Origin of the sequence: Pseudomonas sp. NPDC087336 (genome assembly GCF_044744285.1) — a bacterium.
In the GTDB taxonomy this organism is placed as follows: Bacteria; Pseudomonadota; Gammaproteobacteria; order Pseudomonadales; family Pseudomonadaceae; genus Aquipseudomonas.
In genome coordinates this window covers 236,031-252,223 of sequence record NZ_JBIUYA010000004.1, presented here as the reverse complement: position 1 = coordinate 252,223, position 16,193 = coordinate 236,031, and the positions used below count along the sequence as shown (strand labels likewise).

Below are 16,193 nucleotides of genomic sequence, written 5' to 3'. Positions count from 1 at the left end.
TGCCGATTCGACGCTCCGCCAGGTTATTCGACCAACGACCAATCCAGCGCCGTTCCACGCTTGATAGCGGTACAGGCACGGCGTCCCATAAGGTTTTCGGCGTGTTTGGGGGCCAGGCCCAGTCCCGGACGAATGGCCCTCAGATTGGCGGCGGTAAAGAGATCGCCCGGCGCCATGTCTTGAGTCACATAGAGCGAACGGCGGTATACCAGAGACTTACGCTCGGCCTCGGTGACGCCGTAGTGCACCTCCCCCAGGGACTGCCAGGCCCGTTCGGTTTCGACAACCAGGCTGGCCAATTCCGCGGGTTCCAGAGAGAAGCTGGCGTCTACACCGCCCGCCGAACGGTCGAGGGTGAAATGTTTTTCCACCACCGTCGCCCCCAGTGCCACCGCCGCAACGGATACCCCGACACCCATTGAGTGGTCAGACAAGCCCACTTCACAGCCAAACATTTCGCGCAGATGGGGAATCGTCCGCACGTTGCTGTTGGCTGGCGTCGCCGGATAGGTGCTGGTGCATTTGAGCAGCACCAGATCCCTGCAGCCGGCCTCTCGGGCGGCGCGTATGGTTTCATCGAGTTCGGCGAGGTTGGCCATGCCAGTGGAAATGATCAGCGGTTTCCCCGTAGCGGCCACCCGCCGGATCAGCGGCAAGTCGGTGTTTTCGAAACTGGCAATCTTGTAGGCGGGGACGTCGAGGGATTCGAGAAAGTCCACCGCGGTGGCATCGAACGGGGTAGAGAACGCGAGCATGCCCAGCTCTTTGGCGCGGGCAAAAATCGGCGCGTGCCATTCCCATGGCGTATGAGCCTTCTCATACAGCGCGTACAACGAGGAGCCCGCCCAAAGACTGTTGGGGTCCTGGATGAAGAACTCACCTTCGGACAAGTCCAGTGTCATGGTCTCTGCGGTATAGGTTTGCAGCTTCAGCGCATGAGCGCCGGCCTTGGCGGCGGCTTCGACGATCTGTAGCGCCACTTCAAGCGACTGGTTATGGTTACCACTCATCTCGGCGATGATGAATGGCGGCGCCTCGGCACCGATCAGACGCTCGCCAATCTTGAAGCTAGTCATTTCTGTGATCCTTCAAAACACGCTTGAACGTGCAGGCACTCTGGAGGAAACCTGCTTCGCGAAAAACCTTCAACGATGGTTGGTTGCCGGGCATTACGGTGGCGTTGAGCGAGTCCAGTTGCGGCCACCGGGACTTCGCAAAGGCTTCGCCCCGCGCCAGCAGCGCCCTGCCCCAGCCCAGTCCGAGCCGGTCTTCGAACAGGTAAATCGACACTTCGGCGCTAGCGCCGCGCAGGTCATAACGCAACACGCCGACCGGCCCGTCATCGGCCTCGGCGATCAATAACAGCCGCTGGGCGTTGCCCAGGCTCGCGACCACCCAATTCTGATGGGCGGACCAATCGATCACACCGCTCTCCAGCGACCAGCGCCGTACCGCCTCGGCATTGCGCCCATCAAACAACAGTCGTGCATCAGCCAGGGTCGCCGGGCGCAGCTTCAGCACGGCACCCGCGAGCGCCGCCGCCACTCGTCGGGCGCCGCGACCATCGACCAACTGTCGCGAACGTGCTGCCATGCTCTGGCGCAGGCCTTGATTGTCCACGACAAAACCGATGGCCAGACGCAGTTGCTCGACGCTGACCTGCTCACGGGCGCCCATGAACACATGAGCCCCCTCAACCGCCATCACCTCGCCATTGGCCTGTTGATTGTTCGACACAGCAATGCAAATCGTCGGCAGCCCCAAGGCCGCACGCTCCCAACTGGTGCCACCGCCAGCGCCGATAAACAGGTCGGCTTCAGCCATCAATCGATAAAAGTCACTGACAAACCCATGCAGACGCCAATGCGGACGACTAGCCGCCAGGGCCTGCATTTGCGCCCAGGCCGGGTTAACGGCGCCGGCGACAAAATCGACCTCAAGCTCATTGAAGTCCGCCAGCGCCTGCATCGCGTGATGAGTCTGCTTCGCCGCATCGAAGCCACCAAAATTCACCAGTACGCGCCTGGCCCGGGATTTGATCTCGATCGGTGGGCAACAAAATTCCTCGCGCAGCATGGCAAACCGTGGACCGAGCAATGTCCGGCAGCCGGGCGTCAGCAACGCCGCGTAAGCCTCTGGCGTACCTGACAGGTTTTGGTTCAGCAGCAGATCGACGCTGTAGATGCGCGTGGCCAGATCGTCCACCGCCGCGATCCGGGGCGCGAAGCGGCGGGCGGCAGTCTGCCAGTGATGGTCGAGGCCGTAATGATCGACAATGATCCAATCGAATGCTGGCTGGCTTCGCAGCGCCTTCCCCAGCGCGGCGATGTCCGCCTGCCACGGCAACATGGATTCGATCGCTCGCTGCGGGTCCTCACCGTCATAGCACTCGGGGAGCGCGAAGGTTTCGAAGCCCTCGGCCTGCAATGCATCCAGGCGATGCCCCGGCAACACTCGACAGGCGAAAGCCACATGGCTGCCCTGCTGGCCCAATACCCTGGCCAGGGTCAGGCAGCGGGCGATGTGACCACTGCCAATGGTGGGCGAGGCGTCGGCACGGATCAGCACCCTCATTGCAACTCTCCACCGGCCTTCAGGGCTGCGTAGAGGTATTCGGCGCGCCTCCAGTCTTCGGGGGTATCGATGTCTTGCACCAGATAACGCGGCAGGATGACCGGCAAACTTGCGGGTGAATACAGCACTTCACCGTTCAACCAGGCGCTGCCGCGCCCCCAATAAAACTGCCCGGCGTCTTGATACGCCGCAGGCAAGTCCTGCGAACGCGTATCGCGAAACTCCGGGTAAAGTGAGGTCAGGGCACCCTGTTCGTCCACGCTCAGGGCGCGCTGCACGGGAAAGCCGAAATCGCACACCGAAAACGCGAAGGACTTATCCGGATGCTGCTCCAACAGGTGCAACCCCTGCCTGAGAAATCGCGACTGGAGCAGCGGCGCGGTGGCGTAAATGCAACAGGCGTAATCGAACGCCTGGCCTCGCTCGCAAAAGGCTTGCAGCGCATGGGCGATCACCGCGGCGGTGCCGGTGAAATCGTCGGCCAACTTCGCCGGGCGCATGAATGGCACCTGGGCGCCGTGCGTGCGCGCCAGCTCGGCGATTTCTTCATCGTCGGTGCTGACCACCACCTGAGCGAAAAGCCCCGAGTCGATGGCGGTTTGAATCGAGCGGACAATCATTGGCACACCGTCGAACGGCTTGAGATTCTTGCGCGGTATGCGTTTGCTGCCACCGCGAGCCGGGATGATCGCCACGCTGTTCAAAGACGTTGTTCCAAGAGAAATTTCAACGCCTTGGCGAGCAACGCCATATCGGCCACCAGCGGCTGCCCGACGTTGCGCTCGGCGTATGGGTTGCTGAAGTCACCCTGCCAGGATTTTTCTTGCTCGCTCAATTGACGCATCGCATTTTTCCATCAGCCGCAGGGCGGCGGTTATTCGGTCAGCCGTCGCAATTGCTCGACCACATGATCCTGCTGCTCATCACTGAGCAACGGAAACAGCGGCAGGCTGATGGCTTCGGCGTAGTAGCGCTCGGCTTGCGGAAAGTCGCCCTCGGCGAATCCCAGATCGCGATAGTACGGCTGCAAATGCACGGGAATGTAGTGCAGGTTCACACCGACACCAGCGGCCCGCAACTCTTCGAACACCTGCCGATGACTGAGCTTGGTGCGCTCCGGTTGCAGGCGCACCACATACAGGTGCCACGCCGATTCAGCCTCCGCCTGTGCACCGGGCAATGTCAGCGGCAAGGGCGCCAGCAAACGGTCATAACGTGCCGCCAGCTCACGTCGACGCGCCACAAATTCATCGAGTTTGCCCAACTGCGACAATCCCAGGGCCGCTTGCAAATCGGTGATGCGGTAATTGAAGCCCAGCTCCACCTGTTGGTAGTACCAGGGGCCGTGGCTGGGCTCGGTCATCTGCTGCGGGTCACGGGTCATGCCGTGGCTACGCAAGCGTTGCAAGCGCTCGGCGAGGTCCGGGCGATTGGTCAGGACCATGCCGCCCTCGGCGCTGGTGATGATCTTCACCGGATGAAAGCTGAACACCGTCATCGCCGCGAACTCGCCGCAACCTACCGGCCGACCGGCATAGGACGCACCGACCGCATGGGACGCATCTTCAATGACCGTAAAACCGTAACGCTCGGCCAAAGCGGCAATCGCGCGCATGTCGCAGCTCTGCCCGGAGAACGCCACGGCCACCAGCACTTTCGGTAGCGTGCCGCCGCGCTCGGCGTGGGCGAGTTTTGCAGCCAATGCATCGACGTCGAGGTTCCAGGTCCTTGGGTCGATATCTACGAAATCCACGGCTGCGCCGCAATAACGACCGCAGTTGGCCGAAGCCAGGAAGGTGTTGGGTGTCGTCCACAACCGATCATCCGGCCCGAGCCCCGCCGCGAGGCAAGCGATGTGCAGGGCCGCCGTGGCGTTGCACACCGCGACGGCATGCTCGGCCTGGCAGCGCTCGGCCATCGCCCGTTCGAAACGCTCGATGGTCGGCCCCTGGGTCAGCCAGTCGGACTGCAACACCTCGACCACCGCGTCGATGTCCGCCTGATCGAGGCTTTGTCGACCGTACGGAATCATGCCGACAACCGGGCGTGCAGATCGGCGATTTGTCCCACCGACAGGAAATGCGGGTTGGTGTCGGAGCGGTATTCAAAATCTTCGCCTACCGGTGCACCCCGCTCGCCCAGTTTATCCACGGCGAAATCCACATCGACACTGGTGAAACGAATCGAAGGCTGGATCGTGTAGTGGTCGGCAAACTCCAGGGTCATGCGTGCATCGTCCACTGGCACCATCAGTTCATGGAGTTTTTCTCCGGGCCGAATGCCGACGTTTTTGTGCGGCAGATGCTCAGCCATGCCCAAGGCCAGATCGACAATGCGGATCGACGGGATCTTCGGCACGAACACTTCACCGCCATGCATGCGCGCGAAACTGTCGAGTACGAACTGCACACCGTGATCGAGGGTGATCCAGAACCGGGTCATGCGCTCGTCGGTGATCGGCAGTTCCTTGGCGCCTTCGCTGATCAGCTTGCTGAAGAACGGCACCACCGAGCCACGCGAACCGGCAACGTTGCCGTAGCGAACCACGGCAAAACGGGTCTGCTGTTCGCCGGCAATGTTGTTGGCGGCCACGAACAGTTTGTCCGACAGCAGCTTGGTCGCTCCGTACAGGTTAATCGGGCTCGCCGCCTTGTCTGTGGACAACGCGACGACCTGCTTCACACCGTTGTCGATGGCGGCGGCAATGATGTTTTCCGCACCGTTGACGTTGGTGCGAATGCATTCGGTGGGGTTGTACTCCGCCGCCGGCACCTGCTTGAGCGCGGCGGCATGCACCACGTAATCGATACCGCGCATGGCCTGGCGCAAACGCTCGGCGTCGCGCACATCGCCAAGGAAGTAACGCATGCACGGCGCGTTGAACGTTTGCTGCATCTCGTACTGCTTGAGCTCGTCCCGAGAGAACACCACCACTCGCTTGGGCTGGTACTGCTCCAGCAAGCGACGGATGAAGTTGCGTCCGAACGACCCGGTGCCGCCCGAGATGAAAATCGATTTACCGTTGAACATGCCTTGAATCCTTATACCTGTCCGCCAGGCTTATGCGAGCAACTGCGCCCAGTCCACCGGAGCGCTTTCACCCAGGGAGAACCCTTTGCCGCTCAAGGCCAGATTGCTGTTGTAGGCCTGGTCCTGGGTAAAGGCAGCAGCCCATTTTTCACGCAGTGCATCAAGGGCGTTCGGCACCTGTTGCAATTCACCCGGATGAATGACCTGAACCAGCGGTGTCCACACGGTCAGGTAACCAGCCTCAGCAGCCTGCAGGCATAGATCGACTTCACTCAAGCCGTCGGCGAAGGTCACGCTGTCGAGACCACCCAAGTCGTCAAACAACGCTTTGCGCACCATCAGGCACGCCGTCGATACCGCCGAATAGTTTTGCTCCAGAGCCAACCGGTGCATATAGCCTTTGTCATCGTGTTTTTCACCGACAAAGGCTGAGCCAACCCCACCATTCATGCCCAGAATCAGTCCGGCCTGGGTGACATTGCCATCACGGTCGATCAATTTGGGACCGACCACGCCGACTTCCGGACGCTGGGCGTGATTGAGCAGCGACTCAAGCCAGTTCGGGTTGACCACTTCACTGTCGGCGTCCAACAGCACCAGGTATTCGCCCCGGGCCTGCTGACTGGCGGCGTTGTGCAAGGCCGCTGCACTGAGGCGACGGTCAGTCCTGAGTACTCGCACGTTACCGCCCTGTTGCTCCTGGCTGTCCAGCCAGGCCGCGACAGCGGACGACTGGCTCCGGTTATCCGCGATCAGCACCTCATAGCGGGTATAGCGGGTTCTCTGCAGCACGCTGGCCAGGCAGCGTTGCAAGGCCGGCAGGTTGTCCTGGACAGGCACAATGATCGACACCAGTGGCCGCTCGGTGTGACGATAATCGATGTGATAGGTGCCTGGCACCGGCGAGGTCACCTTGGCGTTGTAGCCACGCGTCGCAAGGTGCCGAATCAAGGTCTGGCGCTCATGGGCGTTATCTTCCATGACCACCGCCGGGCTGATCAGCAGCGGCTCATCCAGATGAGCCAGCCCCGCCATTCCGCCCTGCTCGATTACCCGCAGCAGCAAATCGAACTCCAGCGCCTTGCTGAAGTCCGCAGAATAACCGCCAGCTTCCAGCAGCACTTCACGGCGAATCAGCCAATGGCGTGACATCAATGCCGGGAAACTTTGCAGCAGGTCCAGGTTGAAGCCCGGCCGGAACACATCCACCAGCGAGCCATTGGCCTGACGCTGGATTTCATCTGTCGCCACCGCACGGCATTGCGGCGCGTCCAATAGCTCCAGGCTCGCTCGCAACAAACCACTGGCGGTGAATTCGTCATCCACTTCTGCCAGCAACAACCAGTCGCAGGTCGACTGCCGAGCGACCTGATTCAGTTTGTCGACGTAATTGCCCTGGGTGACCCGGACAAAGTGCAGGGTGTTTTGCGCCGTCGTCGCCGCCAACGGTTCGCCGGTGGTGAAGACCACGATCTTGAATGCCTTGCAGTGCCCCTCCAGAAGACTGTCGAGGGTAACCTGCAATTTGCCGACATCGTTCTCCAGGTCCAGGATCAGGATGCCGAACTGCGGGCCGCCGTGATGGGCCGCCAGATGCTGGGCGATTGCCTCTCGCTGCCCGGCATCCGGCTCTCGCGCCTCCAGCCACTTGAGCAAACGCCCGGATAGCGTGGAATCGAATGTCTGGCGGATGAGCTGAGGCGGGAGCGTATCCAGACGCTCGGCCCAGGCGAGCATCTTTTGCGCCTCTTCTTCCTCGCCAAGACCTTGCAACTGGTCCATCAGGCACTGGATCAGGTGCCGGTTGAACATATTGAAATCGTGGGCATGCCACAGACGGTCGACGACACTCTCAGGCGTATCGTTGTTGCGTGCACGCATCATGTTGTACTGATGGGTCCACACCCCTTCAAGCTGTTGTAGCTGAACACGTCCCGCTGGCATCCCATGGAGCAGAAACTCGATGTGGGTCAACTGATCGAAAAAGGTCTGGTTATAAAAGGGCATTTCGACGTACTGCCTGGGCGAGAAACGTCGCTCCGGCACTTTCAAGGCGCTGTTCCAGCAGGACTCGAAAATCATTTCGGCCGCCAGCGCCTTCCCCGTTCTCAAACTGTCGGCCATCGCTTCGAAACACTGGAGCGCGAATTGTTTGCCCTGCTCCGGCTCCAGATCAGTAATCTCGGTGGGCAGCGCCGCCAGGAACTCGGCAAAGGCCTCACGCTCAGCCACTGATTTGGCATCGGTGAAGGAGAGCGAGTGATACACATCGGTCTTGTGCTCCGACTGCATGTAGTTGATCTCGCGCACCACATACGGTATCGGCAGAATCCGTGCCTTGGCGCGGGCCAGCATGTAGTACGAGTGGCCGATTTCCTGCCACTCGAACTTCGCGTCATGGGGCATGGCCGCATACCAGTCGCGAAACAGCGAGGTACGGTGAACGGCATAGAAAGGCGGAATGAACTGGCCCATGAAGTCCAGCACACGGTCCTGGGCCCGCTCGGACGAATAGTCTTCGCAGACTTTCTTGTCGCGGCGGTAGTAGGTCACGCTACCCGCCAGCGCCAGGTACATCAGGCAGTAACCATGGCACATGCCATAGTCCTGGTTCGCCTCCAGAAATGCCACCGACTCTTTCAGTGAGTCATGCACGAGGAAATCATCGTCCGCGGCAAACACGATATAGGGTGTGGTGACCTGATCGATACCGTAGACGACCTTGGCCTGGGCATCCCAGTAGCCAAACTGTGGCAGGTGCAGATAATCGACGCTCGGAAAAGCGTCGGTAATGCCCTCGCTGGCCTGGGTCGAGGAGTCCAGCACAATAATCCGGCAAGGCAAGGGAGTGTAGAACTGCAGCGCCCTGCGCAAGAATGCGGGTCTGTTATGGGTGATTACCACCACCGTCAACTGCTCGTTCAGTGGTAAAGCGTGTTCAGAACCGTACTTGCCTTGCATAACGTGTCCCCAGAATCGGCGAATCGCCCGATAAACTTAACAATGATGTTTTTGCGACAACGGCGGCGTGGTGACCCTTGCCCCACTCGACGTCCATTGATGTGCCAGAGAATTGGCTCGAACCTGAAGTGCAACGCTTCAAGCCAAGCGCGCAGCCTTCTGGCTGCGCCGCAAATGCACGATTTATGGCGATATTGGGGAGACGTGCAGGAAGCGCGCCATCTCGAATTGCCCGAAACGGGGCAGCCTGTCGTAGCTGCCACCTGGCTGTTAAAGACGGTTTATTGTCAGTCCGCCAACCAGCCATGCTCCCAGTACCGCAGGTTATCCCCGCGCAGCATGTAGTCGCGCAACACCGCTTCGCGCAATTCGTCGCCCATACGGTAACTGGCATCCGGGTCGGCCAGGTGCATGCGAATAGCCTGCAGCCACTCATCGGTGGTGTTGGTCATCACGCGAGTACAAGGCAGGTAACCTCGATAGGCCGCCGTGTCGGTACAGACCACCGGGTAGCCGCAAGCGCCATACTCCAACAAGCGCAGGTTGCTCTTGCAGTCGTTGAAGATGTGGAACTCCAGGGGCGCCAGGGCCAGGTCCAGGTTCAGGCTGGCCAATTTGGCCGGATACACATCCAGTCCGATCGCGCCGTGGAACTCATGCATGTACGGAAGCAAATCATCCGGACACATGCCAAAGAACACCCAATCGACCTCATTGGCCAACTCACGGACCACATCGGCGATGACTGCCAGGTCACCGTGGTGACTGGTGCCTCCCCCCCAACCGACCCGCGGTTTCTTCGAGGTACGGCGCTGGCTGCGCAAATCGGTCCACAGGTGCGCCGCCAACATGTTCGGCACCACGCGAATATCATGGTGCATGTCCGACAACGCATTGCCCAACGGTTCGGTGGAAACCACCACGCGATCGCACATGCCGATGGCGCGACGAACGAGTTTCTCCATCTCGTCTTTGCCCGGCATATTGCGGATATGGGCATTGCGATGGGGCACGTTGATCACGTAGTCGTCCAGTTCGTAGATGCGTCGCGCGCTGGAATATTTTTGCAGGCTCGGAATTTCATTGATCGGCCCTTCGGAATAGCGCCCCTGCAAGATAATCACGTCAGGAGAATGACGCTCGACTTCAATGATGGTCGGCAGGTTGTAGTGAATGCGTCCGTGCGCCCTGCCTGCCGCTTCCAGCTCAATCAGCGGTTGCGTGACACGGTAATGACCGATGGCGGAGGCATTGACCGGCAACGCGAGAATTTTCGGCAACTGCGCCTTGGCGTAAGGGCTCCAGCCGGAACGCAGGCCCGGCTCGAGACTGAAGCTTGTCTCACCCACCCCTTGCAGCGCCAGGTTGGTGTTGTAGGCCGGATCGCGAGCAACGATCGGCAGCCAGCGCTTATAGAAAACCTCTTGCTCCTGTTCGCCGCGAGCCTGATCCCCTTCCTGCGCATCCACCGCCGGTTGCGCACCCAAAGCGAGTTGGGCGTAAGGCGTCCATACCACCAGATAACCTTCCTGGCCGATACGCAGACACAGGTCAACCTCGTTGAGCGAGTGCGCCAGATCTTGCTCATCCAGGCCGCCGACGGCGTTGAAAACCGCCTTGCGTACCATCAGGCAATCACCGCCCACGGCACTGAAATCGTGGGCGACCTGCAACCGGAACATGTGTCCACCAGCCTGCAGCGACTCACCAAAAAATGGCACCCCGGCCGGCCCCCGCAACCCAAGGATCAGACCGGCGTGCACCACTCGACTGTCGGGGTTGAGCAGCTTGGCCCCAACCACACCGACTTCCGGACGCTGCGCGTGATTGAGCATCTCGGCAAGCCAATCGCCCTGGGTGATCACCGCATAGGGGTTGAGTATCAGAACATAGTCGCCATGGGCATGATTCACGGCGAAGTTGCGCACCTGCGCCGCTGCCCCCTTCTGTTCGAGGCTGAGCACACGAATCCGCTCACTGCCCATCTGCGCCATGCCGTCGAACCAGGTGCGCGCCTCGACGCTTTCACTGCCATTGTCCACCAGCAGCAACTCGTATTCGCTATAGGTGGTCTTCTCCAGCAGGCTCTCGACGCAGCGCTGCACGGCACTGATACGGTCTTGACTGACAATGACGATCGACACGAGCGGACGTTCGCCATGCAGGTAATCGATACGGTTGATTATTTGCGAACTGCCTCGGCGAACCTCATGGGCGACGCCCAGGCGTTGCAGGTGCGCTTCGAGCAAAAGAGGATTGCCGTCCAGCACTTGCGGCTGCGACAACCATTTGGCCAGATCCAGCGCCGACTCCAGCAACACTTCGGCGATATGGCCGATCACGTGAGTGCCTTCGTTCTCGACCATGCGCCACAACAGATCATGAGGCGCCAGCTCGCCGAACTGCGAATTGAAACCACCCAAGGCCAGGAATCGTTCACGCTCAAACGCCAGCGCCCGTCCGACATAGGGGTAGCTGCGCATCAGGTCCAGGTTGAAGTCGGGCTTGAATGCAGGGCCTGCGGATTCACCCTGGTGCAGCCCACCTTCGTCGCTGTACAGGCACGCCATCGTTGGCGCGAAGGCAATTCGCTCCGCCATCACCAACAAGGCCGGCACGACCAGACGATCACCGGCACGTAACAGATAGATCCAGTCAGCGCCTTCCAGTTGCGGCAACAAATCGTTGATCTGTTGCTGCCAGTCGTCTTGCAGAGGCAAACGGAAGACCCGCTCATCCAACTCGACCTGGGTACAGGAAGTCGACAGCACCAGGGTCAACTCAGGCGGGAATTCCTGCGTGGCGAGCGACTGCAGCGTGAGATCAAGCGCCGAACGACTGCCGTTTTCATCAAGGATCACCGGAACGATTTTCGGCACCTTTGGCCAGGAGGCCAATGTGTCTGGCAGGTGGTTACGCTGGCGGTCAGTCAACAGGCGGCACTCCAGCCATTGAGCATAGAGCTGGGCGAAACTGACACTGGCAATACCGACATGCCAATCCTGAGTAGTCTGCTTTGTGCCCAGTGTTCGGCTCAACGGCAGCTCTTCCCAAACCCGCGGCGACTCGTCAACCCTGGTCAGCGGCAGATAGCGCACCCAGCCCTGGGCCGGCGCAGATTCACCGCTTCGCGCCTTGAGCATCTGCGACAGCCATTGCTGTTCGCTTTGTGCCGCGTCCTTCATTGACTGCTGGCTGCTCAAACGCTCCGCGTACAGGCGCTCGACGCCAAGCACAAAATTGGAGACCGCCAGATTGCCGCGACGCATCAGGCATACGTACAAAGCAAAATCGAGCGTCGCTACAAAACAATGGTCGGGCTGAGTCAATGCCGGGAACAGTTCCAGCAAATCTGCCCGGCGGAACAGCGCGTTGCTGAAGCCTCCGAGAATATTGACCGGGAAGTTCTCGAAAATCGCCAGCAGGTCATCCCCCTTGAATACCCCGCCCACCGGAGAAAGCGGGGTATTTTCCAGGCGCGAAGGGAGCACCATGTCATCGGCATCCCAGAACAGCCGTTGTGCCACCACCAGCTTGACGTCGGCACAATCGATCAGCACCTGAGCCTGATGCTCGATGCAGGTGGGGAACAACTGATCGTCATCACACAAAAACTTGATGAACTCGCCTTGTGCCTGCTCCAGGCAAGCTTGCAGATTGCCCACCAACCCCAAAGTTCGCGGGTTGCGCACATAGCGCACGGCGTGCCCCTGCTCGACGATCGAAGTGACGAAGTCTTCGATCTCATGGCCGCGACTGTCATCGCAAACAATGATCTCCAGATTGCCATAGCTCTGACTCACAGCCGAGAGCACGGCACAACCGAAAAAGCGTGGGTTGAAGGCAGGAATGACTAGACTGACAAGCGGGAGTGAATTCACGGCGGGCTCACAGGCGGTGCGAGCTCGCCCTGAAAGGCGAACCCTCTGAAACCGCAAAAAGACGATAAATACTGAAGGGACCAGGCAATCGGGCGCTTGCGCACCCGACCACCGTCAGATCTTGTTGAACAGGCCCAGCTGGGAAATCTTGCTGAACGCCAGTTGTGCTGCCTGCAACATGGTCTGTTGCAAGGTCAGGCGGGTCATGACCTCTGCCGGGTCCGAGTCACGGATCGCCGACTGGCTCGCACCGTTCGCCAGGGTCAGGCTGTCGTTGGTCGCGGACTGATTATCCAGCGCTTGACCGCGGGCACCGATCGAGGAGACGGCCGAACCGATCTGGTTGGATGCGCTGTCGATGTTACCGAGCCCTTTATCCATGGCGGCCATGAAATTCTGCAGGGCCACCGCGCTGCCGTCGACCGGCGCGTTGAGCGCGGTCACCATCTGGCCGAGGGTGTCGAGCACGTTCTGGGTTTGATGGTTGTTTGACTGAATCGCGAACTGGTCTCCAGATGCCGGCGTACCGCCACCCAGGGCAAAGGTCACGCCCGCAGCGGTGGCATTGCCGCCTGATACGGTGCCCGACGATACCGGCCGGCTGTCGCTTGTGACCGGTGCGGCGTACAGGTCGAAGTTGGTGGCGCTGGTGAACTTGAGGATCGCCCCGCCCGCCGGGAAGGCGTTGTTGTACGCCGTCTGGTTGGTCACGCTGGAGCCGGTAATGACAGCGGTAGACGTATTACCGGGACTACGCGAGGCGTTGAAGCTGTCCGGCGTGGACGACAACGTGAAACTGTGGCCAGCGATGACTGCATCGGGGTTGGTGTCGGTGGACTTGAGGTTGATGTTCAACTGCAGGTCGACGCCGCGGAAGCTCACCGTCTGGTTGGCACCGTTGGAATTGCTGACGAGGCCGTTCTGGCTGGCCTCGGACGTCACGTCGTTACCCAGTGCGTCGGTGATCTTCAACTGGGTACTGCTGAGAAAGCTGACGGTGTAGGGCTGGCCGCCGGAGAATTTGGCGTTGTAGGTGGAACTGCTGCCAACCGTACCGTTGGACAGCACCACGCGACCGTCATCCACCGCCGGAGCAGTCATGGTGGCCTGGGTGCGGCTGGTGTTGATGGTCTGCTGGAAAGCATCCCAACCGGTGGTGTTGGTGGCCACGGTCATGCCGTCACCAATGCCCAGATTAATGCTGGTCTGGTCACCATTGTAGGTGAAGGTGCCGTCCGAGTTCTGCGAGTAAGGCGCGGTGTCGGTCTTCGAACCGGAGAACAGGTAGTTGCCGTTCGAGTCCTTGGAGTTCATCAGGCCCAACACTTGTTGCTGGATCTGGCTCAATTCCGACGCATAGGCCTGGCGATCCACATCAGTCTTGATGCCGTTGCTGGCGGCCAGGGCGAGTTCCTTGGCGCGTTGCAGAGCCGTACCAATGGACGACAGGGTGGTTTCCTGCTCGGTCAGCGTACTCTTGGTGGTGTTGATGTTGGTGGTGTACTGGGTCAGTGCAGCGCTCTGTTGACCCAGTTGCAGCAAACGACCGGCACCGATCGGATCATCGGCGGCGGTGTTGATGCGCGTCAGGCTGCTTGCTTCCTGGCTGGTGGCGACCGTGTTGTTGTAGTTACGCTGATAGTTTGCAGCGGTGACTTCGTAATACTGGGCGGTGGAAATGCGCATGAATTACGACTCCTTAAAGACTGTTGATCAGCGTGCTGAAAATTTCCTGCGCAGCCTTGATGATCTGCGAGGAGGCGGTGTAGTACTGCTGGTATTTGACCAGGTTGCCGGTTTCTTCATCCAGGTTGACCCCGGACACCGAATCACGGGCGCCCTTGGCATTGGTAAGGATCAATGTAGTGGCGGTGCTGTCGGATTTGCCCTGTGCAGCCTTGGTGCCGACATTGGTCACCAGCGTGCCATAGGCATTGGTCAGGCTGATGCCCTTGCTCGCCGAGCCGGTATCCACCGTCTGTTTGGTTTGCAGCCCCACCAGCGCCTGGGCGTTGCGGTTGTCCGAGGACGCCGCGCCAGTCATGTTGATCGTGAAACTTTCACCGCTGGCTGGCGTGCCGCCGACCGTGGTTTGCACGGTAAACGTCTTCTGCACGGCGGGCGTGACGCTGGTGTCCATGATCGGAGCGCCAGTGCTATCGACCATGCCCACGCTTAAATTCAGGGTGTTGCTCTGGCCCGGAACAATGGTGCCCGTGCCGATCGAATTGCCCTGGGCATCGAGCATGTTGTAGCTCTGGCTGCCACCACTTGCGGCACCGAACACCAGCTTGACCGGTGTCGAGTACTTGAGCGCGGTCTGCATATCCGCCTGCGCCGCCGGGTCGTAGATGTCCAGAGTGCTGGTCAGCGTCGGCTGGGTGTAAGTGCCGGAGTTGTTGGCGCTGGTCACTCCGCTCAAGGGTGCCGCAGCGGCAATTTTTTTCGGTTCGGTCAACACCGCCTGGATGTTGCTCGCCCCACCACGGGTTGGAGTCACCTTGAACGAGTCACCGGCGCTCATCGCACCACCATTGAGCGACAGGCTGAACCCGTCGATCACCGGAGCTGGCGTGGTCGTGGTGCTGAAAGCGCCCAGCGCGGTGCCGTCAGAGCGCGTGACGGTGTAGTTGGTTGCGCTGGTGAACGTCACCTGATAATCGCTGCTGGTCAGTTTGCCGGTGTCTTTGATGGTGACATCCAGATTGCCCGACCCGGCACTGTTGCCTGCCTGGCCAATGCTGCGCTGACTGATCAGGGCAGCACTGTTGATGTTGTTGAAAATCGCCGCGCCAATATCACCGTTCTTGTCGATGCCTTGCGCTTGTTGACGGTTGATCTGGTCAGCCACGACCAGCGCCACACGCCCCAGCTCATTGAGAGAAGGGTCGAGCACTTCCTTGCGATAGCTGAGCAGACCACCGATCGACCCACCACTGACAACCGACGTGATGTCGATGGTGCTCGAACCACGGTCCATCTGCAGCGCCATGCGCGACGGATCATCCTTGCTCGGTACGGTTTGCAGGGTGTTGGTGGTGTTACCGACGACCAGTGGCTGACCGCTGCCGACATAAATGTCGAAGCTGGAGCCGCGCTCGACGAGCTGTACACCGACCAGCTCGGACAACTGACGCACGGCTTCGTCACGCGAATCCAGCAGGTCGTTTGGCTGGCTGCTGCCGGTGGAGTACTCGGAAATTTTCTGGTTGAGACTGGCAATCGAATTGGCCAGCTTGTTCACCTGACCTGCCATGTCGGACAGGTTGCCGTTGAGGGTGTTGTTCTGGTCGTTCAACTGTTTGGCAATGGAATTGAAGCGATTGGCCAGAGCCTGCGCACCGCTCAACACCGACTGACGGGAGGTGTCATCGGTGGGCGATGTCGCTACACCCTGCATCGAGGTGAAGAACTTCTGCAACACGCTGGTCAAACCGGTATTGGTATCGGAAAGCGTGGCATCCAGCGGCGTGACCTGAGCGCTGTAAGCGGACGCTTCGCTGTTGAGCGAAGTCGCCGTGCGCAGCTGCGCATCGAGATAGGTGTTATACACGCGGCGCACGTCAGCCAGCGTCGTTCCGGTGCCGATGAACACATTGCCGTACTGAATGGAGCTTTTGCTGCCCTGCACGGTTTGCTGACGCGAGTACCCGGCGGTGTCGGCGTTGGAAATGTTGTTACCGGTGGTCACCAACGAAGACTGGCTGGCAGACAACCCCGACATCCCGATATTGAGCAAACTCATGG

General features: G+C 60.1%; 10 protein-coding genes. All 10 read right to left on the bottom strand.

Going from position 1 to position 16,193, the window contains the following annotated elements:
- Nucleotides 1-23 precede the first annotated feature (23 nt).
- A complete protein-coding gene (pseI, locus tag ACIO0C_RS06120) occupies nt 24-1,076 on the bottom strand; it encodes a pseudaminic acid synthase (protein ID WP_401309128.1) in 1,053 nt (350 codons plus the stop codon).
- Nucleotides 1,069-2,574, bottom strand: a complete 1,506-nt coding sequence (gene pseG, locus ACIO0C_RS06115; protein ID WP_401309125.1) for a UDP-2,4-diacetamido-2,4,6-trideoxy-beta-L-altropyranose hydrolase — start codon at nt 2,572-2,574, stop codon at nt 1,069-1,071. The genes pseI and pseG overlap by 8 nt, the downstream gene beginning before the upstream one ends.
- Complete coding sequence (gene pseF, locus ACIO0C_RS06110) at nt 2,571-3,278, bottom strand: pseudaminic acid cytidylyltransferase (protein ID WP_401309122.1); 708 nt, start codon at nt 3,276-3,278, stop codon at nt 2,571-2,573. The genes pseG and pseF overlap by 4 nt, the downstream gene beginning before the upstream one ends.
- Entirely contained in the window at nt 3,275-3,418 is a 144-nt protein-coding gene (locus ACIO0C_RS06105) for a hypothetical protein (protein ID WP_401309119.1), read from the bottom strand. The genes pseF and ACIO0C_RS06105 overlap by 4 nt, the downstream gene beginning before the upstream one ends.
- Before the next feature lie 30 nt (nt 3,419-3,448).
- Nucleotides 3,449-4,606 (bottom strand): UDP-4-amino-4,6-dideoxy-N-acetyl-beta-L-altrosamine transaminase, encoded by a 1,158-nt coding sequence (pseC, locus tag ACIO0C_RS06100; protein ID WP_401309117.1) that lies wholly within the window; start codon nt 4,604-4,606, stop codon nt 3,449-3,451.
- Nucleotides 4,603-5,604 carry a UDP-N-acetylglucosamine 4,6-dehydratase (inverting) gene (pseB, locus tag ACIO0C_RS06095; protein WP_401309114.1) on the bottom strand — a complete coding sequence of 334 codons (1,002 nt, stop codon included), beginning with the start codon at nt 5,602-5,604 and terminating at the stop codon, nt 4,603-4,605. The genes pseC and pseB overlap by 4 nt, the downstream gene beginning before the upstream one ends.
- Before the next feature lie 30 nt (nt 5,605-5,634).
- Nucleotides 5,635-8,565: a TIGR00180 family glycosyltransferase gene (locus tag ACIO0C_RS06090; protein ID WP_401309112.1), complete on the bottom strand. Its 2,931-nt coding sequence runs from the start codon at nt 8,563-8,565 to the stop codon at nt 5,635-5,637.
- 287 nt (nt 8,566-8,852) lie between these two features.
- The gene (locus ACIO0C_RS06085; protein WP_401309110.1) at nt 8,853-12,446 is read right to left on the bottom strand and encodes a glycosyltransferase; all 3,594 of its coding nucleotides are present in this window, start codon (nt 12,444-12,446) and stop codon (nt 8,853-8,855) included.
- Between the two features lie 114 nt (nt 12,447-12,560).
- Nucleotides 12,561-14,132, bottom strand: a complete 1,572-nt coding sequence (locus tag ACIO0C_RS06080; protein ID WP_401309107.1) for a flagellar hook-associated protein 3 — start codon at nt 14,130-14,132, stop codon at nt 12,561-12,563.
- Between the two features lie 13 nt (nt 14,133-14,145).
- Nucleotides 14,146-16,191: a flagellar hook-associated protein FlgK gene (gene flgK / locus ACIO0C_RS06075; RefSeq protein ID WP_401309104.1), complete on the bottom strand. Its 2,046-nt coding sequence runs from the start codon at nt 16,189-16,191 to the stop codon at nt 14,146-14,148.
- Between the last annotated feature and the right edge of the window lie 2 nt (nt 16,192-16,193).